This is a genomic window from Actinomadura sp. 3N508, assembly GCF_044326375.1.
In the GTDB taxonomy this organism is placed as follows: Bacteria; Actinomycetota; Actinomycetes; order Streptosporangiales; family Streptosporangiaceae; genus Spirillospora.
Map to the genome: position 1 here is coordinate 106,209 of NZ_JBIRAX010000016.1, position 25,215 is coordinate 131,423.

General features: G+C 61.2%; 24 protein-coding genes. 9 read left to right on the forward strand and 15 right to left on the reverse strand.

Annotated elements, in window-relative coordinates:
- Nucleotides 1–16: 16 nt before the first annotated feature.
- From ACH34S_RS38440 to ACH34S_RS38460, 5 genes are all read right to left on the reverse strand, one after another.
- A complete protein-coding gene (locus tag ACH34S_RS38440; RefSeq protein ID WP_395957837.1) occupies nucleotides 17–2,194 on the reverse strand; it encodes a DEAD/DEAH box helicase in 2,178 nt (725 codons plus the stop codon).
- Nucleotides 2,191–2,367, reverse strand: a complete 177-nt coding sequence (locus tag ACH34S_RS38445; RefSeq protein ID WP_395957838.1) for a hypothetical protein — start codon at nucleotides 2,365–2,367, stop codon at nucleotides 2,191–2,193. Before ACH34S_RS38445 ends, ACH34S_RS38440 begins: the two co-directional genes overlap by 4 nt.
- Nucleotides 2,368–2,719: 352 nt before the next feature.
- Nucleotides 2,720–2,872 carry a hypothetical protein gene (locus ACH34S_RS38450; protein ID WP_395957839.1) on the reverse strand — a complete coding sequence of 51 codons (153 nt, stop codon included), beginning with the start codon at nucleotides 2,870–2,872 and terminating at the stop codon, nucleotides 2,720–2,722.
- Nucleotides 2,869–3,069, reverse strand: a complete 201-nt coding sequence (locus ACH34S_RS38455) for a hypothetical protein (RefSeq protein WP_395957840.1) — start codon at nucleotides 3,067–3,069, stop codon at nucleotides 2,869–2,871. The genes ACH34S_RS38450 and ACH34S_RS38455 overlap by 4 nt, the downstream gene beginning before the upstream one ends.
- A 249-nt stretch (nucleotides 3,070–3,318) precedes the next feature.
- Nucleotides 3,319–3,504, reverse strand: coding sequence for a hypothetical protein (locus ACH34S_RS38460; RefSeq protein WP_395957841.1), 186 nt, complete (start codon nucleotides 3,502–3,504; stop codon nucleotides 3,319–3,321).
- Nucleotides 3,505–3,675: 171 nt separating this feature from the next.
- Here ACH34S_RS38460 and ACH34S_RS38465 point away from each other — a divergent pair, with 171 nt between their 5' ends.
- Entirely contained in the window at nucleotides 3,676–4,152 is a 477-nt protein-coding gene (locus ACH34S_RS38465; protein ID WP_395957842.1) for a hypothetical protein, read from the forward strand.
- Between the two features lie 41 nt (nucleotides 4,153–4,193).
- On the forward strand, nucleotides 4,194–6,089 hold the full coding sequence (locus tag ACH34S_RS38470; protein ID WP_395957843.1) for a hypothetical protein: 1,896 nt from the start codon (nucleotides 4,194–4,196) through the stop codon (nucleotides 6,087–6,089).
- Between the two features lie 48 nt (nucleotides 6,090–6,137).
- Here ACH34S_RS38470 and ACH34S_RS38475 read toward each other — a convergent pair whose 3' ends face one another.
- Nucleotides 6,138–6,602: an ATP-binding protein gene (locus tag ACH34S_RS38475; RefSeq protein ID WP_395957844.1), complete on the reverse strand. Its 465-nt coding sequence runs from the start codon at nucleotides 6,600–6,602 to the stop codon at nucleotides 6,138–6,140.
- Nucleotides 6,603–6,854: 252 nt separating this feature from the next.
- Entirely contained in the window at nucleotides 6,855–7,088 is a 234-nt protein-coding gene (locus ACH34S_RS38480) for a hypothetical protein (protein WP_395957845.1), read from the reverse strand.
- Nucleotides 7,089–7,247: 159 nt separating this feature from the next.
- Between ACH34S_RS38480 and ACH34S_RS38485 the strand changes: the two genes are divergently transcribed.
- The 3 genes from ACH34S_RS38485 to ACH34S_RS38495 all read left to right on the forward strand — a co-directional run bounded on the left by ACH34S_RS38485 (nucleotide 7,248) and on the right by ACH34S_RS38495 (nucleotide 9,243).
- Nucleotides 7,248–8,054, forward strand: coding sequence for a helix-turn-helix domain-containing protein (locus ACH34S_RS38485; protein ID WP_395957846.1), 807 nt, complete (start codon nucleotides 7,248–7,250; stop codon nucleotides 8,052–8,054).
- Nucleotides 8,051–8,236, forward strand: coding sequence for a DUF397 domain-containing protein (locus ACH34S_RS38490; protein ID WP_395957888.1), 186 nt, complete (start codon nucleotides 8,051–8,053; stop codon nucleotides 8,234–8,236). The genes ACH34S_RS38485 and ACH34S_RS38490 overlap by 4 nt, the downstream gene beginning before the upstream one ends.
- A 107-nt stretch (nucleotides 8,237–8,343) precedes the next feature.
- Nucleotides 8,344–9,243, forward strand: coding sequence for a DUF5677 domain-containing protein (locus ACH34S_RS38495; RefSeq protein WP_395957847.1), 900 nt, complete (start codon nucleotides 8,344–8,346; stop codon nucleotides 9,241–9,243).
- 544 nt (nucleotides 9,244–9,787) lie between these two features.
- Here the strand turns inward: ACH34S_RS38495 and ACH34S_RS38500 are convergent.
- Nucleotides 9,788–10,933, reverse strand: a complete 1,146-nt coding sequence (locus tag ACH34S_RS38500) for a pentapeptide repeat-containing protein (protein WP_395957848.1) — start codon at nucleotides 10,931–10,933, stop codon at nucleotides 9,788–9,790.
- Nucleotides 10,934–11,515: 582 nt separating this feature from the next.
- Between ACH34S_RS38500 and ACH34S_RS38505 the strand changes: the two genes are divergently transcribed.
- The gene (locus tag ACH34S_RS38505; protein ID WP_395957849.1) at nucleotides 11,516–11,797 is read left to right on the forward strand and encodes an Arm DNA-binding domain-containing protein; all 282 of its coding nucleotides are present in this window, start codon (nucleotides 11,516–11,518) and stop codon (nucleotides 11,795–11,797) included.
- A 374-nt stretch (nucleotides 11,798–12,171) separates the two neighbouring features.
- On the opposite strand, the gene ACH34S_RS38510 is transcribed toward ACH34S_RS38505, so the two are convergent.
- Complete coding sequence (locus ACH34S_RS38510) at nucleotides 12,172–13,065, reverse strand: hypothetical protein (protein WP_395957850.1); 894 nt, start codon at nucleotides 13,063–13,065, stop codon at nucleotides 12,172–12,174.
- Between the two features lie 813 nt (nucleotides 13,066–13,878).
- Nucleotides 13,879–14,844 (reverse strand): hypothetical protein, encoded by a 966-nt coding sequence (locus tag ACH34S_RS38515; protein ID WP_395957851.1) that lies wholly within the window; start codon nucleotides 14,842–14,844, stop codon nucleotides 13,879–13,881.
- Nucleotides 14,845–15,202: 358 nt separating this feature from the next.
- Between ACH34S_RS38515 and ACH34S_RS38520 the strand changes: the two genes are divergently transcribed.
- The gene (locus ACH34S_RS38520; RefSeq protein WP_395957852.1) at nucleotides 15,203–16,084 is read left to right on the forward strand and encodes a cobalamin-binding protein; all 882 of its coding nucleotides are present in this window, start codon (nucleotides 15,203–15,205) and stop codon (nucleotides 16,082–16,084) included.
- A 75-nt stretch (nucleotides 16,085–16,159) separates the two neighbouring features.
- On the opposite strand, the gene ACH34S_RS38525 is transcribed toward ACH34S_RS38520, so the two are convergent.
- A complete protein-coding gene (locus ACH34S_RS38525) occupies nucleotides 16,160–16,390 on the reverse strand; it encodes a hypothetical protein (RefSeq protein WP_395957853.1) in 231 nt (76 codons plus the stop codon).
- A 166-nt stretch (nucleotides 16,391–16,556) separates the two neighbouring features.
- Here ACH34S_RS38525 and ACH34S_RS38530 point away from each other — a divergent pair, with 166 nt between their 5' ends.
- Nucleotides 16,557–16,868, forward strand: a complete 312-nt coding sequence (locus tag ACH34S_RS38530) for a hypothetical protein (protein ID WP_395957854.1) — start codon at nucleotides 16,557–16,559, stop codon at nucleotides 16,866–16,868.
- Here ACH34S_RS38530 and ACH34S_RS38535 read toward each other — a convergent pair.
- Nucleotides 16,834–17,400, reverse strand: coding sequence for an ImmA/IrrE family metallo-endopeptidase (locus tag ACH34S_RS38535; RefSeq protein WP_395957855.1), 567 nt, complete (start codon nucleotides 17,398–17,400; stop codon nucleotides 16,834–16,836). The genes ACH34S_RS38530 and ACH34S_RS38535 overlap by 35 nt on opposite strands.
- A gap of 1 nt (nucleotide 17,401) precedes the next feature.
- A complete protein-coding gene (locus ACH34S_RS38540; protein ID WP_395957856.1) occupies nucleotides 17,402–17,788 on the reverse strand; it encodes a helix-turn-helix domain-containing protein in 387 nt (128 codons plus the stop codon).
- 197 nt (nucleotides 17,789–17,985) lie between these two features.
- Between ACH34S_RS38540 and ACH34S_RS38545 the strand changes: the two genes are divergently transcribed.
- A complete protein-coding gene (locus ACH34S_RS38545; RefSeq protein ID WP_395957857.1) occupies nucleotides 17,986–19,011 on the forward strand; it encodes a hypothetical protein in 1,026 nt (341 codons plus the stop codon).
- Between the two features lie 504 nt (nucleotides 19,012–19,515).
- Here ACH34S_RS38545 and ACH34S_RS38550 read toward each other — a convergent pair.
- Nucleotides 19,516–20,037: a hypothetical protein gene (locus tag ACH34S_RS38550; protein ID WP_395957858.1), complete on the reverse strand. Its 522-nt coding sequence runs from the start codon at nucleotides 20,035–20,037 to the stop codon at nucleotides 19,516–19,518.
- A 115-nt stretch (nucleotides 20,038–20,152) separates the two neighbouring features.
- A complete protein-coding gene (locus ACH34S_RS38555) occupies nucleotides 20,153–24,946 on the reverse strand; it encodes a DEAD/DEAH box helicase (protein WP_395957859.1) in 4,794 nt (1,597 codons plus the stop codon).
- Between the last annotated feature and the right edge of the window lie 269 nt (nucleotides 24,947–25,215).

A 25,215-nucleotide genomic window follows, 5' to 3' on the forward strand; every position in this document is an offset into this window, starting at 1 on the left:
TTGGGGTGAAAGCACATCATTTGTGGTTCCTCCTGCGCAAACCAATCGGACTTCCAGGCGGCGTGTTGCCGCCATACCAACGCTCGCGCAAGGCGGCATCTACGGCTGAGCCTGACGACGCATATCGTTGTTGGCTGTCCTGTCGCAGTACCGACATATCTGCGCTCGGCGGCAAAAGCGGTAGTGTCTTTACCGCGAAAGGCTGGGACATCGTGTTACCAACGTAGAGCTGCGCACACACTTCAAATGCCCCAAGCCGAGCCAGCTCGTCAGGCGTAGCGGGGTCGCCGTAGATGGCGGCGAGCGTCTTAGCATCAGCTGGCGACGGCCTGAATGAAATACGTGACCGCGCATTGGCAGTCGTTGCAGCTTGCAATTTAGTACTGAGCTGCGCCTGATGCTGATGAGCGGCAACGACAAAGCCGCCAAGCCCGCGAATCTGCGCCAGCACTTCACCGAAGTCAAGCGCGCCGACGTAATCCTGAAACTCATCCACGAACCAGGCGACCGGAAATCGGTTGGCTGGTGCAAGTTTGGCTCGCCGCTGCATGGCCTGCCACCCAGAAGTGAACAGCAAACTACCGAGCAAGCGGCTTGCCTCTGGCCCATTCACGCCGCGATTGAGGTTGACGAGCACGATACGCGGGCGCTGTGTGAATACTTCATCAAACGAAAACTTGGGCTGAGACTGCCCAAGCATCCGGCGAATCGACTGGCGTGATAGAAACGCCCGAAGCTTGTTCATTATTGGGGCGGCAATCTGTTGCCGTTCAGCTTCGGACACAGACTCAAACCAGGCCCACCAGGGGCCGAGAGTGAGCGGATCGTTTATCTTGCTGAGCGCTTCACGCCGGAATGCCGCGTTGCTCAAAAGTATGGGCACATCTGCCAGGGTGCCATCTGGCATTCTTGCGGCGGTGAGCAGCGTATGCAGCAACACATCACTACTTCGCGGCCCAATCGCGGCACCAAATATTTGGCGGAACAACCCACCCAACTCGTCGGCCCTGCGTTCTGCGTCCTGTGGCGGCCCCGCCAGTGGATTAAAGCCGACTTGGTTCGCGTCGGCAGGATCAATCACAATGACGTCACCATGCCGAACGGTAGGCATCCGCCTCAGCACATCCGCCACCAAATCACCACGCGGTTCAATCGTCACGATTGCGTGGCCAGCTTTGGCATGGCTAAGGATGAGCTGCGCCAACAGTGCGCTCTTGCCGGAGCCGGTCGGCCCGTTCACCACCAGGTTGTGGTGACTACTTGCCAGGGGTACGGCAACCAGCTGACGCCCGTCAGCCGGATGGAGGCCGACTCCTAGCACCCGCGTGCCCTGCTGAAGCCTTGGGTCATCGGGTGGGATGAGTAGCCGTCGGGGTGCTGGGGCCAGCTGCAACGGCTGTCCGGGTATCTCAACGCCTTCCAGAGGCCATCCCAGCAGCTCCGCCAGCTCAGCGGCGTTCACTACCGAACTCCAGAGACTGCCCAGCCGGTAGGCCGTCGTGACACTGCGAGCCCGCCAAGTTGTGGCCGCACTGGCCCTTAGCTGACAGCTGGCGCTGTTGGCGACGCTTAGAGCGTGCACCAAGGATCTGGCGATGACGTGCATCCGCTCGCTGGCGGGCGCTGTAGCAGCAATCCGGCAACGCACCCCAAAGAGCGGTTCGGCTATCTTGGCCCGCCATGCTTGCCGGGTGGTGGCATCTGGCGGCGTTGGGTTGGTGATGCCAAGCGCTTCGCGCACACTAAATTCTTTCGGCTCCCGGTGGCGAGTGTGCGACGGGCCAATAACCCATTGCACCACGGCTGATTCTCTGGCAGCCAGCCCGCCTAACGCAGTCAACACCCCCGTACTAACCGACGGTGCGACATCCAGACGCAAGGGAAACGACATATTGCTGAGCCGAACATCTACTGCGAGTTCCATCACCGGCCGCCTTGGCGTTTCCCGCAGGACAATCGCTAGTTCAGGCAACTGGCCCCGAAGCTGCTGCACAAATCCGCTTCCAAGGGACGAGGCAATCCCAAGCAGCCACCGCATTTCTCCCTGGTGCGACCAGGATTCAACTACAATCGGTGGGGTGATCCGCATCATTCCCCGGGGCGACCGTTGCGCAAGCGCTCGCATAAGGCCCGTGATGGAGGCAAGGGTGAGATTGCGGGGCGGGTGCAGGTCGTACCATATGAACTCGCTCATTGGTTCTTCTCCTTGACTTCGTTACCCTTCGGTTCAGCCTGATTTGCTGGCTTCTTACTCGCCAGCTCGACGCGTGCAAGTGCGATAGCCGCGCGGGCCAAAAGCTTGTATGCCAAGTGCCGCCGCTCCTTGGCCGTCACCTTGATTGGTGAGTGTTTCTCATTACTATTCATACGCAAGCCCTCCTTTTGCTTCCATAGTTAGTAACATTTCTCCATATGCGGAGCACCACAAAACACACCTACCGAGTGTCATCGGTGGCGTATCTCTGTGGTCTGCTTCCACCCGTGAGAGTGTCGGTAGCCAACCGGCCCATGTGCGCCCGACCCGCGCTTTAGTTGAGGTAGTCAACTACCTGTCCCTAACTATGAAGGCAGAACCTGGGAAAATGAAGTAAAAATTACAAACTGACAACACCGATTAGTTGGTCCTGACCTCTGTGCAGGTGCCAGCCAAAAGTCAGAAGTTTTACGCTGAGGGCTGGCTGCCCACCCGCCAGTGGTCGACGAGTGGGCAGCCAGGCAACTACTGGGAACCAGTGACCTTGCGTCGATCGCTGTTGCGCTGAACGGCCGCCACTAGGCGGCGAATCTTCCGCAGCTTCTCTTCGGTCTGGCGGCGAATGAGTTCATCCGTGCTGCCGACCAGCTGAATGCGCGTTTTTCTGGGCACCGTCACCGCGCCTCCCGCTGTCGCCGCTTGAGGACGAACCGCACTACGCGGTAAGCCACGTACAGCGCCACCCCGACCACCAACCAGGGCAGCAGCTCCACAATGAGCTTGACGACGACAGCCAACACCGCCAGGCCGACGACGATGAAGCCGCAGCCCCACATGCCTTGCTGAAACATGGCGTCGAGCGGATTGGTAAACATCTTCCTACCGCCTTCCGATGACGAGATAGCAGACGATGACCAGAATCAGGAGGGCCATAGCCGCCGGAATCGCGGGCCCGACAGTGCCGTACAGCAGCTGCCAACCATCCCGAAGACTCTGCATGAATTGAGGTGGCAACACTGGGGACAGAATCGCCCCAATGAGCCGAAGCACGATGCCCACAAGCACCAAGCCGGCGATGACGCCAATCACCCGCGTCAGGATGCTCCAAAGCGAGGAACGTGGCATCAGTCGTCCTCATCGCTCGGGTGGTTGCCGCGACGGAGACGGAACAGCTCCGCCTCAAGACGATGCAGCTTCCGCCGCAGTCGCCTGATGAGGATGTTGGTTACCGCGCTACTGACCACCCCAGTGAGCACCCAACCCACAAGCAGGGCGGTTGTGGTGGTGGCGAGGATTTCAATCAGGGACACTGAATCGACCTCCCTTGGTAGGGGTTGTGATGTCGATTTCAGCCCAATGACCCCTGGCCGTAGGAGTACGTACGCGGCCAAGTTGACGGCCATCATCTGGCCGTAGCCCTAGCTAGACGGCCAACAAGATGTTGACAAACTCTCTCGTTTGCTTCTTAATAACGGCCGTATATGACAGATGAAGGATTACAACCGGAACAAAGAGAGGCCAAAGAGCTGGTTGCAAGGCGTGGCTTATTTAACTTTCCGGAGATGACTGACGATGAGGTGGTGGATCTGTGCGAGATCGTTAATACGGCAAGCTATGACAGCGGCAAAGGAGGTAATCTTTATGGGCCGCTCGTCAACGATCTGACTGATTTAGCTGAAACTGTGCCTGACAAGGCTGAACGAGTCTTAAGCTCTCTTGCCACACACAAGAATGACTATGCACGTGAGATGGGCGCATGGCTTGCCGGTACGGTGGCTAAATACAACTATCCGCTGGCAAGAGATATCCTACTTGTACTGGAGTTCGATGAAGTGATGCCCGAAGCCGCCGAAGCGGCATCGATGGTGACACATCGGCTCGCCACACAGCTTCCCGCCGAACAAGCTTCTGATCTCAAAGCAAGGCGTACGCACCTGAAGGAGCAACGCGGCTACTGAGCCACTGGAGCACTCCACGCTGTAGAGGCATACTGGTCGCTGTGAGCATCGCTGGCGACAGGTCGGAACTACGAAGCGATCTTGCTTGGGCTGCGAGCCGTCTCCTTCGCAACTGCTACAGGCAGGCTGAGGACAATGACGAACTAAAGCACCCCACGCTTGCCCGGGTCATCCAGAAGGTGATGGGTGCGGACAGTTGGCGTGCAAGCTCAAATCAGGCCCTAATTGACGCTCTGCGCCAGGCAATCGACAAGCTTCCAGAGGAAATGACTGGACGGGGACCAGAGTCTGAACCCGGTACGGTCGGCAATAGTTCTTGGCGAGGTCAGCCAGAGCGCCATTTTGCAGAAATCTTGTACGGCTTTCGGGATGGCGAGATTCGGCAGCGGTTCGAAAAGCGTGGGCTCCATGTCACACAGCCGACGTACGACGAGCATTATCACTCTACGGTTCTGGAGCTTGCTGGATTTGATCCCAACTCAGACGACAGCACCGCAAAGCGTATGCTGCGTGTAATCCGAGAAGACCTCGCCGACGAACTCTTGAAGATGGAGCAAAAAGCATCGCGCCAACCATTGCCTACTTCGCGATCTGCCAAAGTTGGCGCATGGCACGAATACGTCCCCCGCCCTGAATTACAGGCTCAATTTCGGGAAGCCTGGGACTCTGAAGCTAAGGTAATCATCCTCGTCGGTCTGCCTGGTATGGGAAAGACGTGGCTTGCGCGACAACTCACCGCTTCTTCAGCAGGCGAGTCGGCCCCGAGAATACTCATAACGTCTGGCAAGCCTCACGAACCAGATATTCAAGCTGCATTGCTCGCTCAACAAATCGAGATACGTGGACCAGTAATCAGTGACCCCCGCGCCCACCTGGCTTTGCTTCTAAGCCATGAAGATGCACCACACCTTGTTGTGCTCGACAACTTGGATAGCACTGATGAGCTGCGCCAGCTTCTTCCGAATACTTTCAGATCGCGCCTCGTAGCGACTAGCCGTCGAAGGGGTGACACTCCACCAGAGGATTGCGAGTTTATCTCTGTCGGCGCGATGAGCGATGAAGAAGCGGCGGCACTCATTGCCTTGCGCCTCCCGACGCTAAGCGAAGAAGACACCAGATCTCTGGCTGAGGCTTTGGGTAACTATCCACTCGCCCTTACCCACGCCTGCACTCTCATCGCTAAGCGAGATCTCTCGGTGGCCCAGTTCACTCAAGATCTGAGGTGGGATGCGGCCGGTATCACTCAACGAATCTCTACCCAACACGATGCAGATCTGTTGACGGTGCTCCAACGTCTTGTGCAGCTGCTCGAAGCGGAGGACCCCAAGGCGCATGCACTAATCCGCTACATGGCGTTCGTCAGCATAGTGCCAGTCATCAGCTCTGACTTTTTGCGACGTTGCCTCAATGCTGAAATGCCTACTACAAGCTACACGTCATTCTTGCAAGCTCTTGAAACCCTAGAAAGTTACTGCTTGATTGACCATCGCGCAGTGAAGGGATTTATAGGTGAGTCGCCAACCATTGCCATACACCCCCTGACTCAGGTTATGCTTCGTCAAGTATTTAGGGCCGACTGGAAAGCGACGGCGCAGGGCTTTGGCAAGGTCTTCGATGCCTATGTTGTGGAGAGAAAAGCCTACAAGCGGCGTGGCGAAGAATCTCCCCCAGAGTTTCAGCAGTGGGAATCCTTGAATACCATGCTGGTGTATGCCTTCCGCTGCGTCGAGCGTTGGCATCTATATTTGGAATTGGAACCAACGCTTGGCTCTGGGCGCGATGGTGCAGGCCGCTACGTCGATGACTATCTAGAGGATATGGAATTTCTGCATGATGCCCGCGACTCGCTCGTTGAACGGGGGCTGCTTCCTGAAGCGTGGCGGGATTGGCTTTGGGAGCGCCTCATACAACTCATAGAAGATTTCAGAAGTGTCTAAGCCCATTTGCCTGATGCTTGAACTTTCCCAACCACGAATGACCTTCGCTTACCTCTCCAGCACCGCCCACACAATCTTCCCCCCACCGTTTGCCAAGCACCATCCCCACTGTTCACAAAAGGCACTCACTACAAACAAGCCGCGCTCGTTCTCAGAAGCAAAGTCGGGCAACTGTTCGGTTGGCGCTCTTTCGCTTCTGTCCCACACCTCAAGCAACAGCCGCCCGTTGCCATGCGACACCCGCACCTGAATCAACGCCACTCGCTCAGGCGGGTAAGCGTGACGCATTTGTAGCGTTCCATCGGTGGAGCGGCCCAGATGCCCGCTAGACACATCGTCATTGGAGTGTTTGACGGCATTGGTGACGAGCTCCGTCGCCACCAGCTTGGCATTCGGAATGAATTGAGTACAGCGCCAGTTGCTCAGTACGTTTTCAAGATGCCGCCGCGTCCAGTAGGCGGCATCTGGCATCGCGGCAAAGGCAATTTTGCTTTGGTATGGCCAGGTATTCATCAGGCGCAACCAATCAGTAGCGGGGTGGATGCAGGGCCGACACCGGAGCAGTGCTCTAGGAATAGGCCGCCTGGGAGAACTTGCGGCGTATCACTACAGCGTCGGCCCTGCGGTTTCCCGCGGCTGGCAAGTCCCCTCCCGATCACTCGCCAGCCGCGAGACTTAGGGAGAGTCCGAAGGGGCCAATGGACAAACCCCTCCGAACTCCCCGTTGGTAGAAGCCCGAACAATCCGCCGGGTCTTCTCCACGCCTCAGAGTGACAGCGGCGTGCAGGCTTGCCGCTTGGCTTCCTGCTCCTGAAGCTTGGCGAGGAGGCTGGGCAAGTCGTCCTCAATGAGGGTGCGGGACAAGCCCTGCCAGGCTTCCTCGCGCGTCAGGGGTCGCTGCCAGGTGGCGCACATCAGTTCGCCTCGCCGGCTGGCCCACAGTCGCCACCCCGGATACTGGTGACGCACCTGCAATAGTTGATCTTTCTCCGATGCCATGACCTGCTCCTCGCCGGGCCGCTCCTCTGTCAACGGCTTTGCGTTGGCTTGAACCGGCTTCCTTGTCTACCCTGGCCGGAGTACGCTCGGTATACGTTTCGACCTGCACATATGACTGTGGGTAACAGTCGTTGGTCTGTGAGGAAGGTGTGAGGAAGCTTGTCTGCCAATCGCCTGACGTGGCTGGAATATTTTGCTAAGGAACTGATCGCGTGGCGGGAGTTTCGGGGGCTCACGCAGGAACAGCTGGCCCAAGCGATCAATTACTCACCTTCACAAGTGGCAATGGTCGAAACGTGCCAGCGCACACCCAAGCCGGAATTCATCAAGAGTTGCGATGCCGTCATGGAAACTGGCGGTGCACTTATACGGCTATATGACGAACTCGTGAGCCGGGAGGTTACGCCAGATTATCTAAACCGCTGGCAGGGCATCATCGCTGACGCCTCGGAGATTAATTCTTTCCAACCCCTGGTGGTGCATGGCTTACTCCAAACACCAGACTATGCCAGGGCAGTCCTTCGCTCTGGCCCGCCGTCAGCTGCGGACATCGACGCCAAGGTACAGAGTCGGCTTGCCCGGCAGGAAATTCTGACGCGCGACGACCCGCCAATGTTCGTGTGCGTGATGGATGAAGGCATTTTGCGTCGGCCCGTTGGCGGGCGCAAGGTGATTGGTGAGCAACTGCACTACCTCGCCGAGCAAGCGCAGCAGCCGCACATTCGCCTGCATGTCGTGCCCAATGACACCGGCGAATATGCTGGGCTGGCTGGGCCATTCACTATCGCAACGATAGATGGTGAAGATTATGTGTACCTAGATAACGCGCTCACTGGCCAAGTGACCGAAAGCACGCTCGACGTTGCAACGATGAAACGTATGTGGGAATCCCTGAGAGCCGAAGCGCTTCCGCGCCCGGCATCTCTCCGGATGATTCAGGAAGCGGCAGACCAATGGACAGCATGAATTTTCAGTGGCGGAAGTCCTCTTACAGCTCGCCCAACGGTGGTGAGTGCGTGGAAGTCGCTAAGGGAACAGATGGCGTCTTTGCGCGGGACAGCAAGGATGCAAACGGGCCGACGCTTCGCTTTGACCCTGACGAGTGGCGGGTGTTTCTTGCCAGCGTGAAGAAGGGCGATCTTGGCTAGTCGCCACTGCTGACTTCGCTGGTATGGAAGCAAAAGTATTCAGTGTCCAATTTAGCATGCCCAAAAACCAGGTGTGCCTGGTGAGTCCATTAGGGTAATCTATACCTATGGAATACACTGAACTGCCGCACGAAGATCTACCGCAACCGTACGTGCCAGCCTGGGATGAACTTCAGGCGGCAACTGCGGAGGCACCTTTTATGGAGGCATCATTCTACTTGCTGAAGGAAGCTTTGCACTGGATGATGGTTATTTCTGCCCTACGGCCTCCAACGTCACTGGATAGAAACAGGGCAATCATACGTGGCATGATTGTGCGCACTACAAAGTTGTTGCGGCTGACGATGCGAGAACTGAACAGTCGGGAGACCTTCCAGCAACTCAGCGTTACGCGGGACGCTGTCGAAACTCTTGCGACACTCGTTTACCTACTAGGCGACGACGGCACCGGCGAAAGATTTGATAAGTACGTGCTGAACGGGCTAGTTGCCGAGCGTGAATTCCTGCGGGATGTGCAAGGTAATATCTCTCGGCGTGATGGCAAGGTCTGGCCTATCGAGGAGCGTATGCAGCGATCCATTGCCACGATGGCAAAGGCTGCTGGCATTGAGGATGTCTCAGCGATCCCGGGCCGACGCGCGATAGGATTTCCCAACGTCGAAGAGCGGGTTAAGCTGCTTGGCCCGAATGCCTACATTACCTATCGTATGGGTTCTGTGGAAACTCATGGTGACTGGACTGACCTGCTTCGCAATCACCTTGAGTACGAGAATGGAGTGTTTTCGCCAAACCTTAGTAGCGCAGAAGTTCGCCCTCAGAATCCCCTCATGCTAACCATTCTCACGATCAGCGTCGTTGTAGACAACCTCAACCGCATCGTTGAGGACGTGGCGATTGCGAGTTCGATAAAGTCGCAGTTGGAAGAGCTGGTGGCTCGGGCAAGTAGAGCCGACGAACTCCACGAGAGCTTCCTCCAAGCAGCTCAGGCGAAGCGCGCGACTGCTTGAGGCGGGAGGTCAGCGCCCTCTGTGCTTGGGCTTGCCGCTACTTCGGTCTGATTCTGACTCCGAAGCGCTCTTCTCCCACTCATCTGCCATGTTCAGGAGGCGTTGCACCTCCCACGAGGGGTTAGCAAGCGCCCCCAACAGGTGTACATCACAGATAGGTGCGCGTGGGCCGTCCTCCCGTTCGTTGCCGTGCGGTCAGCTTATGATCAGCGGTTCGTTCGGCCTCGGCTCCTGAAGATTGTCGAGGTTACTCGTCGCGAGGGGCGGCACCTCCTCTGCCAGGACGTGGCCGAAACCGACTTCGACGCGGTCAGGTCGTTTGGCCTGGCCGACATGGCGGCCGGGGTCACCATCTGGGCAGCGTCGGTGACTAGATCGGCGAGCCATCGGGTTCCGGCTGCGGCGGCGCGGGCGGCAGTGTAGTGCTGCTGGGCCTCGATCCAGTGGTCGCCGTGCCCGGCGCGGGCGGCCTCGACCGCCCACGACCCAGCTAGGCCGGCAGGATTCTAACCCGCAGCCTTTGGATTGGAACAGGCTGTCGCAATTACGACAACCACGGAGCAATGTCATCTGGTAGGCCATCCGGCCGCTTGCCCTCCGCTCCGCTGAAGTCGACCGAGCCATCCTCGAAAAGCGCACCATGGAAATCAACCTTGCAGTCTCCAAAACGCACATCGTTGAAGAATACCTTGCTGCCCTCAAAGTGAACATTCGAGAAACTTAGCCATCCACCTGTACATTGTGCCCCGATAAATGTGACTTCGCCACTTTCGAACCGGGCACTTGAGAAACTAATCCAGCCTCCTTTAAAGTTGGCGCCAGAAAGATTGATTGCGCCACCTGTGATCTGGGAGCCTTCGAATTCGAGTTCGCCGCTTTCGAATCGAGCATCCTCAAGGTCGATCCCGTCGTCAACGAAGCGAGCGTTTCGGAAAGAGACGGTGGCGCCCTCAAATACGGCTTCACGAAAGTCGCCCCCGTCGAAGACCACATCAGTGAAGTCCAGGCGGTGTCCACGCCAGGTGACGGCAGCGCTGTCACGCAGATGGTTCCCCATAATGCGGATGACAGTGTGGCGAACCTCGCGCAAGGCTCGGAAGCTCTTGCGAGCCTCCACTTGCTCAGGTCCGTCGCCAGGATCAGGGTCGTAGGGCAGACGCAGAAAGGCGCATAGCACGTCGATACATGTCTGACGAAACTCAGTGGTAGGGGAGTCGTCCGCCAAGCCGGCCAGAGCGTGTACGCCACCGAGTTGCACTGCGGGACTTGCGTTACCGAGTTGTTCGACGGCGCTAGTGAAACGATCAGTGCGCTGGCCCCGTTCGGTCAGCACATGATTGCGGTTCTGCCCTTTCTCGGCAAGTTCGAAGGTGCGGCGCTGGGCGGCCTCGGTCATCTCAGCGGTGCGACGGGCCGCGTCGACGCCCTCGATTGCTGCCTGGGCTGACCGGCGCGCGGAGGAGGCATTGGCGGCGGTGTAGTAGATAGCCGCTGCGGCCAGTAGCCCGGTGCCCATCGCCATTGCACGACCCCGTACCATGTCCAGCGCCTGCGCCAAGTCTTTTCCAGCGAGACCTGTGTTACCGCCGACTTGCACGCCGTCCACGTGCACAAGCCACCACTTGGCGCCCGGTCCCAACATCCACACCATTACCACTGCGATGGCGACTCCGCCGGTCGACGTCACCACCCGTGCGAGTCGTGTGCGCCGCCGTGTCTCAGTGGGTTCTGCCATCCCGCCCCATTTGCTCCGCTGTCATGCACCGGACCCTACGGACAATCCCGCTGGTAGGTGGGTCGATAGCGGCAGGAGGCTGGTACCGGACACGTCACGTACTAGGGTCCAGCCCGGCCGGAAGCAGGCATCGCTAAACCAGTGCCAGGATTCTCTGGAGCAACGCAACTCCCCGCTGCGACCGGTCCCTGGTGGTCATGAGGCTAAGCGAGCCTAGACGGTCTTGGTGCTGAGAACAGTGGCCACGCCACCGTGATAAGACAACACGGAGACGGTCACGCTCATCTGCGTAGAGGTGGCGATCCCGGCTCGGAGCGCCTGTTTCGATGGCCTTGTAGTGTCAGCGCTGCCGCCCACCAGGAGACGGACAGGCCAACACGAGATCAACTTTGCGCACCACAAGTTACGGGCTCAAGCAGTATGACCTGGCACGGCTGGAGTCCACCGGGTTTGTTGAAGTGATGCGTCCCTGGCCTGCAGGTTTGTGTCTGCTGGGTTCGGTGGTCGCCCTTCTCATCGGCCGTGTAGATGGCGGGCATGGTGTTCATCAAGGGTTCTGGTGGGGTGTACCGCCGGTGTGGCTGTGTAGACCCGCAGTCGGGGAGGGCGTTTGGTGCGCGGTGTCCGAAGCTGCGGACCGGGCGTCGGCATGGGAGCTGGTATGTCCGGGTGGAGTTGCCGGTCGGGTCCGAGGGGCGTCGGCGCCGGATACGGCGTGGTGGCTTCGGCACGCGGAAGGCGGCCGAAGAGACGCTGGTGCAACTCGGTAGCCCGCGCGGAGCGGGCGGTCGCGGTCTGCTCACGGTGGGGAGTGGCTGACACAGTGGCTGGCCACTCGTGCCAGGGCGGCGTCCACGATCAAGAACTACGCGTGCCATGTCCGCCGATACCTGGTCCCGTATCTGGGGCAGATTGTGCTGGCGGAGTTGTCGGTCGCGCATGTGCAGGCGGTGTTCGCGGGCATCGTTCGTCGGCACGATCAGGACACGCGCCTGGTAGCGGGGTTCTTGATGGAGCTGGGTCACCTCCTCGGTCAGCTCCGGCTGGTCAGCCGGTCGAGGGCTGCCCCATAACCCAGGTTGTGCATTACCCACCGCGCACCCGACACACGCTCGCAACGTTCCGGTGCGGTGCGGCGGTCTTCTCATCCAGTCGCACCGAGTGTCTGTCGAGATTCATCAGTCGTCGGGTGTTTAGGAACCTTCGTCACGGCGTCTCTTCAACGCCCCCTGGAGGGCCTGGCGCCGCCCCTTGTCGAGGAACTCTTCGTACTCGGAGATCATTTCGATTGCCCAGTCCAGTTTGGGGCCGATCTCTTGCCCGGCTGGTTGCGAGGTCGACCAAAGCTCCAAGTTTCCCGACCGGAGCTTGCCGTCGCGGGTAATCTGTAGCGGACCGTACGTGCGATTGTCTGCACGGTTGCCGTTCACATGGTGGACCGTTTGTGTGGACGCCAGCGGGTGCCCGAGCAACTCTTCCATCTTGTGGCGGTGCTCCATCACGTTCCGGCCGTTGACGGTGATAACGCGATATCCATCCGCGTTGAGGTGACCAGCGCCGTTGGCTGCCTTGGGGGGAATGGGGCGATCCCAGTCATTAGGATCTTCGAATCGGTATCGGTAGTGGGTGCGGCAGAGACCGTCACGGGTAAGGGCGGTACGGCCGCATGCTCCGTTGAGTGCGCTACACGGCTCCCCTTTCCGGTTCTCGCGGACGATGACCGTGAGTTTTCTTCCCATTCGAGCTTGGAAGCCGTGGCCCGAGCAGTACCCCATCCCGCCGACCGTTTCCCTCACCGGCTTGTTGCAATCCGGACCGCCGCACAGACCGTCCCGCTTGTGGTATGTGCGGAGCGGGGTGAGCGGCCTTCCCTTGAGCCGCTGCCTACGGTGGGACAGGCAGAGTCCGCCGCTCTCCAGCGACTCGACCCGCGGGCGCCCGCAATCCTTGAACTGGCACTCCATGTCGATCAGGAGGCGACCAGCGGCGCGCTCTTGGTCGAGGTGCTTCTTGCAGAAGCCGTACGCCTTATGCTTGTTGGGACAGCTTTCGACGTCGCAGCCGCGCTGGTTCGGAACGGGGCCCATGGCGACTTCCTCGGTGAGTCCAGCCCTCCAAGCAGCCTGGTAGTGCACACGGCACAACTGCCGAGCCTTGACGTGGATCGGCCGATCGCAGTCTTCGGTCCCGACGCAGGTAGGCTCCTGCAAGTCGACACCCTCCTCCCAGGTAGGTTTGGTCGTGCTCAGGACGACTCACACTCGTCGCGGAAACTAACTCATCTCGAACTTATCCCGCACCCCTGACAGACGGTCCGACAGCCTGCGGACGGCTGCCGTGTCGAGGTCCCAGACCGTCGCCGTTCCGTCCTCCTGGCGGACGGCCAGTTGCCTGACGTCAAAGCTCGGCGCCACCTCCTCGTAGCGGCACCGCCGGCACGTAGGGCGTGCGCAGCATGCGGCGGGTGCCCTCATTGGCGATGATGATCTTTCTGTTCCGGTTCCAGTGAGGCCCAGGCGGGCCCCGGAAGGGCAGACCGTACCGCCAGCCAGCGAAGCGGCTTCCACCGGGTGCTGCGGGGCGGTGAGCAGCACGTGTCGTCCCAGGGGACAGCTCCTGGTGGGCCTCGGGCCTGCTGGAGATCGCACCGGGCCCGTGAGGTGCCCCGGGCACGTTGACAGTAGGGGAGGACAGTGGCTTTGATCGTGCCCCCCACCAGGCAGGTCCGTACGGTCGGCGGCGCCATCGAGAACCCGGCCTCGTCTTCGAAGGCCATCCAGGCATCGAGCGCCGCCGCTGCGCTCCCACCTGCGGCCAGGTCTCGTTCACCGAGCCGGTGAGTCGGGAGTCCGGCGGGCCAATGTGGCGTGGCGGTCGAGCCTCGTGGATCTGGGGTGGATTCACGTCCAGATGACCAGTTCGGCTGGGACGTACTCCCCACCCATCGTCGGCTGCGGGTACCAGGCCTGGAGAGCGCCGACGAGCGAGTCGGATACCGGGTGAGTTGAGTGCGGGTTCGGGATGACGGCGTTGGGTGGGAACCGGTCCAAATCTCCATAGTCGAGGAAATGGCGTCGCTCGTCGAGTGGAGGCCTGTTCGCCATGCCTTCTATGAACTGGTGCTGCTGGCGCAGCAGAACTACAGCGTCAACGCATGGATAGGTGTGCGGGCTGCCGTTCCTGTCGGTGTGGAAGCTGTTCGGGGTAAAGAGCCCCGATGCGGGGGAGAGTAGCGCGCTGATCGGCTCGTTGACAAAGTCGTCCCACACGATCACGAGAATCCCGTAGAAGCCTGGATCAGTGGCATGAAAGCCTGTGAACTTCCGGTTGGCGCTGACGAGGAAGTCCTTGATCGGGTTGTCCCGGGGCATCGTCACGGGCCCGGGGAGCATGGTAGGGCCACCGTCGACGCGGGCGAGCACTTGGAAAGGGTTGGTACTACGGCGGCCGTCTGACAGCTTGCGTAGATCTGGTGTTTTCACCTCGACGCCGAGCCGCCAGTCGGCTGCGGTGATCGTGATCTCCGGATTAGCAAGGGAGCCTCCCGCGGTCGGCTCTCGCTTAAAGGTCACCTGTTCCGGCCATGCCCAGGTGACGAAATGGTGGACGACGTGTAGCTCGCCGAGCCATTGCTTGAGCCGCTCGAGGTCGTCGCGGTCGTGCTCGCGGCCACCGATGGCCTCGAGAGTGGTAACCATGGCCTCGGCGTAGCCCGGCATAACCGCGTCGCAGCGCACCAACGCATCAAGGGTGATCTGCGCGAACGGTGTCTGGCGGCCGGGGGCGAAGTTCCACTCCAGCCAGTGCCAGCGCTGAAACATCGGCCCTTGCCAGAGGCGCTGGTAAAGCTGTCGACGATCGATCACGACTCTCCCATTATCCGATCCCGTGATGGCACGGACGACCGATGGTTTCAGCGTCCGGCACGAGTTGGCTGTGGGGTTCCAGAATGGGGCACAGATGTCTGACCTGCCAGTATGTCAAGCATGATGACGGCTGTGCTGGCTGGATCGCGTGCTTGTGACGCTACGGATGCTGTATGTGATGTTCGTTCGCTTGGCCACGTGGATAGCGTTGCTGGCGCGTTCGTCGGCGTAAGGATGCCGAGGCGCTGGTGCTGCGTCAGGAGGTCGCGGTGTTGCGGCGTCAGAACTCCGGGGGGCTCCGCAGCGTCATTCGAAACCTCGGCAGTACCCGCTGGCGCCTGCCGGTTAGGGTCGGGGCATGCGGATCGTGTCGTTGCTGCCCGCCGCTACCGACATCGTGGCGGAACTGGGTCTGGCCGCCGCTCTGGTGGGGCGCACGCATGAGTGCGACTGGCCGCCCGACGCCGTCGCGGACGTGCCCGTCGTCACCGCCGCGGGCTACGACGCCGGTGATCTGACGAGCCGGGAGATCTCCGGGGCGGTGGCCCACCGGGGCTCCGGGCTGTACACCCTGGACGCGGATCTGCTGGCCGGGCTGGAGCCTGACGTGGTGCTCACCCAGGACCTGTGCGAGGTGTGTGCCGTGTCCTACCGCGAGGTGGCGGGCGCGCTGCGGGTCATGGACGCGGGGCCCCGGGTGGTCAGCCTGGAACCGAAGACGCTGCCGGACGTGCTCGACACACTCGTCCAGGTGGGGAAGATCTTGGACGTCTCCGATGCCGCCGCGGACAGGGCGCGTGACCTGCGGGAGCGTCTCGACCGCGTCCGTGAGGCGGTCGCGGGAGCGTCCCGGCCGCGGGTGGCGGCGATCGAGTGGCTGGACCCGCTGTGGCCCGCCGGGCACTGGGTCCCCGAGCAGATCCGCGCGGCGGGCGGGGAACCGCTGCTCGCATCGCCGGGCGAGCACACCGGCCCCATGACGGCCGGCGAGCTCGACGCGGCCCGCCCGGACGTGATCCTCCTGATGCCCTGTGGGTTCGCCCCCGAACGGACCAGAGCGGAGGCGGCGCCGCGCGACTGGCAGGGCCGGGCCGGACAGGTCTGGGTCCTGGACGGTCCCGCCTACTTCAACCGGCCCGGCCCCAGGGTGGTGCGCGGCGCGGAGATCCTCGCGCACGTCCTGCACGGCGTCACCGCTGGCGCTCCCGTCCGCGACGACGAGGCCCATCGCCTGATCTGAGACGGCCGGACACTGGGCCCGGCAAGGGCGCGAGCCCGGCTCCCGATGGACGGGCTTGGCTGGTCTTTCTCCCCGTTATCCGGCGAGTGTGGTCGAGACGGCGCGGTAGACCGATAGGAGGTCTTGGCTTTCGTCGGGGAAGTTGACGATGGTGACGCACTTGGCGTTGATGGACGACAGCGGGTTCGCGCCGGGCATCGCGGAGTTGTCCAGCACCAGCGCGGGTTTCTTGGCCGCCAGTCCGGCGACCTGGGAGGCCGTGGGCGGTTGGGGACCGTAGGTGCCCACCGGTTCGGCGTCGAGCATGTCGCTGGCTCAGGTGACGAACGCCTGCGTGACTACCGCCGGCCTGCCCGCCATCGCGTAGGCGGCGGAGACCTTGCGCCGTTCGTCGTCCTGCCAGGCTTCTTGCCAGCATCGACGAATGCTGGAGGATGCCGGACACTGCGAGATTGGGCTCTATCTGGGGTGAATGCCTCGGCCAGGTGCCTGGGGCATCCACTACATCCAGAACCCGGCGCTGCCCGACGGCACCGGCGTCCTGGTCAGTACGGACTTCGAGGGCGAGTGGGTCGCCAACATCCCAGCCGACCCCGCCCGGACACCGCAGCGGACCACCGAGATTATCCATACGATGATCGGGCTGCCCGACATCGAGATCGAACTGCTCGGGGAGACCACCTTCGAGTACGGCCAGACGGTGACCGACCGTTTCCGCGAAGGCCCCGTCCTGCTGGGGCTAGGCGCGGCTATCCGACGAGGCTGCCTTGAAACTGGCGCTTGACGCCTGTGCGGTTTGCGCGGGTTCTAACGAGAACTTCGGATGCACCGAGCCAGCGCGCGGTCGACTGGACATCCATGCCGCCACGCGCTGCCCAGACCAAGGCCTTGCGGGGGACGAGAAGAACCTCGCCCAAGAGTGACGCCTCCGACTCTTGGGCCTCGTCGAAGTCGCGCATCACGCAACCCAAGACCGTCTGTAGCGCACCTGGAGTGTGCTTGAGGATCAGATGTGCGATTTCATGCGTGATATTGCTGTTCTGTCGCCCATCTTCATGAAGGGGGTTATTCAGGATAACTGGACCTTCATTCGTCCGGACTGTAATTGCCGACCAGCATTGCGGGTAAGCTTTTAGCGCGCTAAGTGTTGCGGGCGTGAGCCCAGATTCGTCCTCAGGGTAATTTACTGTGGCCCCGTGGTGTTGGGCGATTTCACGGACCGGAAGTGGCTCGTGGGGCTTACGGCCAAGGAACGCTCGTTGCTGAGCGGCGATCCTCTCGGCAAGTGCCTTAAAACCGTATGGGACCTCGCCCACCTTAGCCCTCCTGGTTCTTTCGATCAGAGGGCTGCGACCGCGAGCCCTCCATGTGATTCGCGTAGGTGACCCGAACCAGGTCAGCGATCGCCTTCGCCAGGTCGGGTGGGAGTGTTCGATCAGCGCGAAGATGCGCTTCGACCACCTCGGGTACCGAGGTGGTCGATGACTGCGGTATGAACAGGTCCGCAGAGACGTTCAGCCAACGAACCAGAGCCGCGAAGGTCCGCGTGTCCGGCAGGCTGCCGTTGATTACGCGCGACAGCGTCGCCGCGCTGACGCCTGCTTCTGCCGCAGCCTCCCTCAACTTGAGTCCGTCCCGCTCAAGCCGCGCGCGGATCATCGCGGACAGCTCGTCAACCTTGAACTCATCAGCTGGCTCAGACATGGCCGAGTCCGAAGACGTCTTCAAGGAACAACGGGACCTGCATGGTTTCTCTTGTGAGACATGGTTGCACTACTGAGACTCCATCCCCTATCGTTCTCGTGTCCGAAACATCTTTGCATGTGCGAGACGGCTACGCCGCACTGGCTCGCTGTCGTCGCCAGATCAACCGGCACTGATGCCGAGATGGGAGAGCCCACATGGGGCACACCGAAGAGGTACTGAACGAGGTTCGTCGCCAGATCGACGCTCATCCAGAACCCCTGGCCGAGGCCCGGGTTCGGCTGGCCTTGGTGCGATCCAAGGCGATTGCGTTCCCCGGCGCACGGCGGACCTACACCAGTGGTTCCATCCCCCAGCAGACGTTCATCCACCCGGTCGGAGACGGAGACGGCGGTGTCGTCCTCGACCGCCGCGCCTATCCCGAGCTTGGTCCGGATGGCGATAACGAGACACCGAAGGCCGTCACCGAGGACATGTGTGCGCATCTGGGGCCCGCCATTCGCGAGACATACCCCAAAGCTCGTTGCAGGACCTCCAAACGCGGACCGAAGCTCTTCTTCGGCGAGCCAGTAGACGGCCAAGACCCGACGGTGGACATGGTCATGGCCCTTCCCCGGAAAGATGGTGCTGGCCTCTGGATTCCCAACCTGCACACCAATACGTGGGAAGCATCGCACCCCGAACGCCACGTCGAACTGTTCACCGCTGGCTCCCCGTCCCTGCGCCGCACGCGTCGGCGTGTGATCCGACTTCTGAAAGGATGGAACAAACAATTCACCGAACCAGGCTTTTCATCCCACAACCTCTCGGTGTGGGCGTGGGAGTTCGTCGAACCAGGCATGGGTCTGACCACCGCACTCAGGACGGTCCTGGCAAAGGCTGCATCCCGAGTCGAATCCGGGACCGCCACCCCCGATCCCGCGAAGGTTTCCAAAAACGTGCAACTTCTGATCGCGCGCTCGGCAGCCGCCCGGCGGCTGCGCGCAGCGGCTGACGCTGTCGCCGAAGCCATCGAGAATGACCAAGATCGCGACGCAGTCCTCTCTGCTCTTGCGCGAGTCTTCTTCGACTACGTTGACGATCCCGCCCCGAGCAGTCTTGCGAGCAAGGCCGCAATCCTTCGGCAAGGCAAGCCCATCACAACCACTGCACTGGGTCTGCAGGGGGTTGCGGTCACGATCCCGTCCACGCGCGCGTACGGCGATGGCGTGATCGACGGATGAGCAGACGACCGTGGCGACGACGATCGGTCTGGTACTCCAGACCAGCTAATCGGATACTGTTCCGGCATCGGCTCGCTGAGTGCGGCGTACGAGTCTGGGTCGGCTCCCCTCCTCAGCAACATCGCGGTGGCTACGCCCTGAACGTCCACCTGTGTGTGAAGGACCTTCTCGAACAGACGATCAGGATCGTCTTCAGTCCGGCTAGACCCGATGTCCCTCGTGTATATACCAATGCGCTGGCCCCCTCACCTCACCGGTACCTCGACGGATCATTGTGCATGTGGTTTCCCGGTGACCCTGCCGGACAGCGGTGGAGTCTACGCGACGGACCCAAAGCGCTCCTTGGTCACATCGTCGCCCACCTACTCAGGGAGAAATGGTGGAATCAAACCGGTGAGTGGCCTGGTCACGAGGCGGCTCATAATCGAGTCGAGATACTGCCCATTACGCTGGATGATGCGGCCTAGCTTCACAGACCGGCCGTCAGTGGCCGGGAGGCGGAAATCACGGGAGCTCTTGGAAGCGCACGCGCCTGGGGCCGACCGTCGAGTGCGGGCGAGGCATCGGTCCCACCATCTCCCTCATGGCTGCCAAGCACTTACGACGCGCTCGGTCAATCTCCGTTCTCGGGTACGCCACACCAAGACTCATGGCGGCGTCCGCCTGCACTGGTGACAGTTCCCAGGCCTCCTTCATCTGTCCGCCGGCCTGCCGCTTGGCGGCACGTACGAGCTGGTCATACCGGACGGCGACATGTGGTGCTTCGATCTGAAGCCACCCCTGGTGAAAGGCTATGCGTGCCTGGACCCGACTGATCTCCTCGGTGAGCGTATGCCGAGCCTCGTCGCTCGTCAGCCGTCTGCGAACCCGGTAGGGAAGCTCCGCGTAGTCCTCTACGGCGGCCAACGCGTCCGCGAACGACTTGACCTGCCGCTCGCGCCTCGACGCCCGCTGACTCAACGCGTACGTCAGCGTTGCCGTGATTGCAGTACCAAGAACCGCGATGACCCCAGCGATCAGAACCACCGTTTGCGCCCATGTCCATCCCGCGCCCGCAGTGCTTCTCCCGATGAGAACATGATGAACCGAAAGGAGGAATTGCGGAGGCCCGATCATCTGTCCTCGCTCAAGGTGAGAGCAACTACTGCTGGTCCAGGATGTCAAGTGGTGGCAGGGCGTCCACGATCTTCGTCGTCTCCAGGCTGACCGTGACGATTCGCTTGAGCAGGTCGATGATGTAGCGCGGGTCATCAGACCAGTCATTGGGATCATTCGTGATGCCGGAGTTCTTGTCGATCTTGATCTGGTACCGGTCGATGACCCATTCGATTGCGGAGCGGGCGCCGAGTTGGTAGCGATAGGCATCTTCCGGGATGTTGGTCAGCGTGATGCGGTTGTTGTAGACGATCTTCGAACGGTCAGGCTGACCCTTAACCTTGTGGACCTTCATCTTGGCGACCCGGTACAGTTCCCTCGGTGAAGTGGCGGAGGGATCACCGGCGACAGTCTCGACAATGCCCTTATAGGGCACGGCCTGTTCGTAGTTGATGTGCAGGTCGGCGAGGTTGCGGCCGGCTTCGACGAAGCCGTAGAAGCTGGTCACCTTAGGGACGCGAGGCAGGGACTTCTTCAGGTCAGCGACGAACCGCTCTCGGTACTCCGTGGAGTGCAGCAGGCCGTAGGTGTAGAAGAAGATGTCGTCTTTGCTGATGGACGGGTCGTTGTACGTCTTGCGGTAGCCCGCCAGAGCAGCATCGGTGATGTTGTCGACGCGCTCATAGCCATCCGCGTCGTCGCCGAAGTGGAGTCCACCTTCGACCGACAGTTCCCGGTAGGTGTAGCGCGGGAACAGCGGACCCATGCTCCTCGTTCCAACCGCATGCAGATTCGGGATGTCGTCGAACATGAGAACCGAAAACGGCTCGTCGGCACCAGGACCTGTGATGTAGAAGCCGCAGTTCTCATGTTCGGCGGTTGGGAAGAGTCTGGGCAGTTGGTACGTCATGTCGTTCAATCGCGAATGGAAGTATAGCTTCTGCTTGGCGAAAGGCCGATAGGAAGAGATGACGACGCAGGCGGCATCGAAAACGTACTTCTCCCCCTTGGCTAGCCTCGTCTTATCGGCGCGATTCCAGCTAATTTTTTTTGGATTTGTGTCGATCCATTGCTCTACGTCCTTCACGCTGGGACTCGCCATGCCGCTGATTTTGCAATGAGATTGAAAATCTCGTACTTGGTTGTTATAGAAGTCGATCATCGACTCCATGTTGGCGCGAACCTTCTCCTCGGAGAAGTTGTAGACCCAGGAGTCGCGGGCAGAGTTCAGGCCGCTGGAATAGAGTGCAAAAATAGACTGACTAGCCAGCGTCCTATTCTTGTCGCCGATGGCTTGGAATGAAACATAAGACTCGTCCCGCTGGTTAATCCAGTCACCCTCGACGTTCGGAGTGATTTTCTCCCATTCCACAGTCTCTAGATTCTGAATCCGAAGCTTGTTCAGCTTCTCCTCGCGGGTGAGGTAGTCGCCAATGTCTCGGTAGTGCAGTTCGCAGCCCGCGGTCGCCCCGGGATTCTGGCCACCCTTGACCAGGATCAAGATGGCGACGGTGTTGCGGCTGCCCGAACCGAATACCTTGCCACCCTCCTTGCGGGACTGCTCCCCGGCGGTGCGCTGGTTGCCTCGCAGGTTGTAGCAGTAGATCGCGTCGACCTCGTCCGCCAGGGATTTGCGCAGACCGTCGGCACTGGTGCCGTCGATGTAGCCACCGTTGGAGACGAAGGCGACAACGCCCTCGCCTGTGATGCGATCGGCTGCCCAGCGGATGGCCCGGATATAGGAGTCGTAGAGCTTGTTCTTGTTGCCGACCGCGGACTGGGCCACAAAGGTCTCGGCGATGCGGGCGTCCAGCACCTCGTACTTGAGGTTCTGGTTGTTGTCGTTGACGCTGTCTTGGCCCACCGAGTAGGGCGGGTTGCCGACGACGACCGTGATCGGCTGGGCTTTCTGCCTCTTGGCGCGCTCGCTGTTGCCCTCGAGGACGTCCATCCCATCGAGCTCTGTTTCACTGCCCTCGGTTAGTTGGAACGTGTCTGCTAGCACGATGCCCTCGAACGGCCGGTAGTCGCCGCCGGCGAGGTCGTGGAAGGCCGCCTCGATATTTACTGCCGCAATGTAGTACGCGAGGAGCACGATCTCGTTGGCATGAAGCTCGCTGGTGTACTTACGTAGTAGGTCTTTGGGCTTGATGAGTCCGGACTGGAGGAGACGCACCGGGAAGGTTCCGGTGCCGACGAAGGGGTCGATGATGTGGACACCTTCGTCGGTCAGAGAGCGGCCGAGATGCTTGTTCAGGGCCTGTTCGGTCGAGCGGATGATGAAGTCGACAACTTCGACGGGCGTGTAGACGATGCCGAGGGCGTCGGCGGTCTTGGGCAGGGCGTTCTTGAAGAACTTGTCGTACAGCTCGACAATGACGCGCTGGCGTCCTTCGTGGTTATCGATGCCCTCGGCGCGGACCCGGACCGACTTGTAGAACCCTTCGAGGGCCTTGGCTTCGGCGTCGAGACCCTGATCGTCCAGGGCGTCGAGGATCTGCTGCATGGCCCGGGCGACGGGGTTGTGCTCGGCAAACCCGTAGCCGGCGAACAGGGCGTCGAACACCGGCTTGGTGACGATGTGTTGAGCGAGCATGTCGATGGCGTCGTCGTCGCTGACACCAGGGTTTAGATTCGCCCGGAGTTCGTCCACGAACTCCTCGAAGACAGCCCGCTTGCCAGGGAGTTTGAGGGCAGCGCGGATGCGGGTGACGTGGCGGTCGGCGATGTCCGCGATGTCCTTGGCCCAGTCCTCCCAGTAGGTACGTTCGCCGACCTTGTCAACGACGCGTGCGTAGATGGCGTCCCGCCAGTCAGTGATCGAGAACAGGACGTCTTGGACGTGCTGGGCGCTCTGTGCCTCCTGATCCTTGGCGGCCTGCTCGGTCTCGGGGGTGCTGGAGCCGTCCTTGTCGCCGATCGTCTCGTCGCCAGGACCGATGTGTCCGACGCCGATGTTCTCGGGCTTCTTCTTGTTCAGCTCGATCTGGTTGACGGTGGCGTTGAATCGGTCGTCGTGGGCGCGAAGCGCCTGCAGGACCTGCCAGACCGTCTTAAACCGCCTGTTGTCCGCGAGGGCCCTCTCCGGGGCCGTTCCAGCGGGGACCGCTACCGGCAGGATGATGTACCCGTAGTTCTTGCCCGGGGCTAGCCTCATGACGCGACCGACGGACTGGACGACGTCCACTACCGAGTTGCGCGGGTGCAGGAACAACACGGCGTCCAGCCCGGGGACATCCACGCCTTCGGACAGGCAGCGGGCGTTGGACAAGATGCGGGCTTGGCCCGGGCCGGGGTCCTGGCGGAGCCAATCCAGTAGCCGGTTGCGCTGCAGGCTGTTGAAGGTGCCGTCCACATGGTCGACGCTGCAGCGCAGAACCTCCTCGTCGGCGTCGTCGTAGGCGTCGATGACCTCGTTGAAGCGTTCGGTGATGGCCTTGGAATCGGCGATGGATCGGGCGAACGCCACGGCACGCTTCATCGGTGCCTCGTCGGGGCCGAATCCTGTGCCGTCGGCGAAGGTCCCCGACCGCTTCGCCATGGCGTTCCAGCAGCCGATGATCTTTGCGGCGTCGTCAAGGTTCAGTTCGGACGTCCCGCCCGCCATGCCCTGCTGGAGGGTGTCGGCGACCACGCCTTCGTCGATAGTGAGTATGAGCACCTTGTAGTCGGTGAGCAGCCCGTGTTCGACGGCTTTACCGAAGCCCAGGCGGTGGAACTCGGGGCCGTACAGGTCCTCGCGGTCCATCGAGGCGACGGCGGCGCTGGAGTTCTTCGCCTCGGTCTGAGTGTCCTCGCTGTAAATGCGCGGGGTGGCCGTCATGTACAGGCGGCGGTCCGCGCCGAGGAAGGCGTCGTCGTGGACGCGCACGAATGCCGACTCATCATGTCCGGCCAGGGTGACGCCGGTCGTCCGGTGTGCCTCGTCGCACAGGACCAGGTCGAACCGAGGCAGTCCCTGCTTCTGCGCGGCCGAGATCGTGCCGATCGACTGGTAGGTGGAGAACACTACCGTCAGCCCCGGAACTGCCTCCACGCTCGCCATCTGCGCGATGAGCCGATTCGGGTCGGTGGTGGCGGGCAGCCCCATGTCGTGGACGGCCATGTCTGCATCGTCACCTTGAGTGAGCCGCTTGCTGGCCTGCGCGTCCGAGCACACCGCGAAGACGCGCAACGGCACCGCGGTCTCGTTCGACCACTCACGCAGGCTCTGCGAGAGCAACGAGATCGAGGGCACCAGGAACAGCACAGTCGTGTGGTCGCCCTGCCCGGCGTGGGCACGCTCCTGCTGCAACCGCTCGGCGATCTTCAGCGCGGTGAACGTCTTCCCGGTACCGCACGCCATGATCAGCTTGCCGCGGTTCTGCTCGGCGAAGCCCGCGAAAACGTCGTCGATCGCCTCGCGCTGGTGCGCACGCGCCGACTTCTTCGCACGCAGCGTCATGCCGATCTCGGCCTCGACCGTGGTCGCCAAGTGCCACTCCACCGGGCTGGCCGCGATGTCAGCCAGACCGAGGCGGTTGACCGGGATCTGCTGACCCTTCAACGCAGCCTCGGCATGATCGCTCCACTTGTCCGTTGTGGAGATAATCAGCCGGCGGGTGAAGCCGCCCTTGCCGGAGGCGGTGAAGAAGGAGTCGATGTCCTCTTTGCGTACGGTGTGCTGGGGCTCGTAGAACTTGCACTGGATAGCGCAAAAGCCGCCGGTCTCCCGGTCCTGGGCGACCAAGTCGATGCCGGTGTCACGCTTGTCCTGCTCGGCGCCGGGCCAGTCCGCCCACATCCACACCCGGCTGAACTGCTCGCTCCACTGCGGATCGGTGCTGAGGTAGCGGACCATCAGCTCCTCAAAGCGCGTTCCACGGTCCCGGTTCACAGATGAGCCGTCACGAATTGCCCTGAGCACATCGTGAACCGTTGTCGCGGTAGCCAACGCGCCTCGCCCCCAAACACAACCGTCGATGTGGCGGCACACCGAACGACACCAGAGTTCGCCAGCACGATACTTGGCTGGCCCCGCGTATGCGGCCCACATCTCGGAGAGCGGCTGATTGCGGTGAGTCACTCACGCCGAAACCGCTAACTGGTCCCACACCGTTGTCGTCGTGG

Bases quoted from the DNA above. Each gene is read 5' to 3' on its own strand.
- ACH34S_RS38440 (WP_395957837.1), bottom strand. From the start codon at position 2,194: ATGAGCGAGTTCATATGGTACGACCTGCACCCGCCCCGCAATCTCACC.
- ACH34S_RS38445 (WP_395957838.1), bottom strand. From the start codon at position 2,367: ATGAATAGTAATGAGAAACACTCACCAATCAAGGTGACGGCCAAGGAG.
- ACH34S_RS38455 (WP_395957840.1), bottom strand. From the start codon at position 3,069: ATGTTTACCAATCCGCTCGACGCCATGTTTCAGCAAGGCATGTGGGGC.
- ACH34S_RS38465 (WP_395957842.1), top strand. From the start codon at position 3,676: ATGACAGATGAAGGATTACAACCGGAACAAAGAGAGGCCAAAGAGCTG.
- ACH34S_RS38475 (WP_395957844.1), bottom strand. From the start codon at position 6,602: ATGAATACCTGGCCATACCAAAGCAAAATTGCCTTTGCCGCGATGCCA.
- ACH34S_RS38480 (WP_395957845.1), bottom strand. From the start codon at position 7,088: ATGGCATCGGAGAAAGATCAACTATTGCAGGTGCGTCACCAGTATCCG.
- ACH34S_RS38490 (WP_395957888.1), top strand. From the start codon at position 8,051: ATGAATTTTCAGTGGCGGAAGTCCTCTTACAGCTCGCCCAACGGTGGT.
- ACH34S_RS38495 (WP_395957847.1), top strand. From the start codon at position 8,344: ATGGAATACACTGAACTGCCGCACGAAGATCTACCGCAACCGTACGTG.
- ACH34S_RS38505 (WP_395957849.1), top strand. From the start codon at position 11,516: ATGGTGTTCATCAAGGGTTCTGGTGGGGTGTACCGCCGGTGTGGCTGT.
- ACH34S_RS38510 (WP_395957850.1), bottom strand. From the start codon at position 13,065: ATGGGCCCCGTTCCGAACCAGCGCGGCTGCGACGTCGAAAGCTGTCCC.
- ACH34S_RS38520 (WP_395957852.1), top strand. From the start codon at position 15,203: ATGCGGATCGTGTCGTTGCTGCCCGCCGCTACCGACATCGTGGCGGAA.
- ACH34S_RS38525 (WP_395957853.1), bottom strand. From the start codon at position 16,390: ATGCTCGACGCCGAACCGGTGGGCACCTACGGTCCCCAACCGCCCACG.
- ACH34S_RS38530 (WP_395957854.1), top strand. From the start codon at position 16,557: ATGCCTCGGCCAGGTGCCTGGGGCATCCACTACATCCAGAACCCGGCG.
- ACH34S_RS38540 (WP_395957856.1), bottom strand. From the start codon at position 17,788: ATGTCTGAGCCAGCTGATGAGTTCAAGGTTGACGAGCTGTCCGCGATG.
- ACH34S_RS38545 (WP_395957857.1), top strand. From the start codon at position 17,986: ATGGGGCACACCGAAGAGGTACTGAACGAGGTTCGTCGCCAGATCGAC.
- ACH34S_RS38555 (WP_395957859.1), bottom strand. From the start codon at position 24,946: ATGGTCCGCTACCTCAGCACCGATCCGCAGTGGAGCGAGCAGTTCAGC.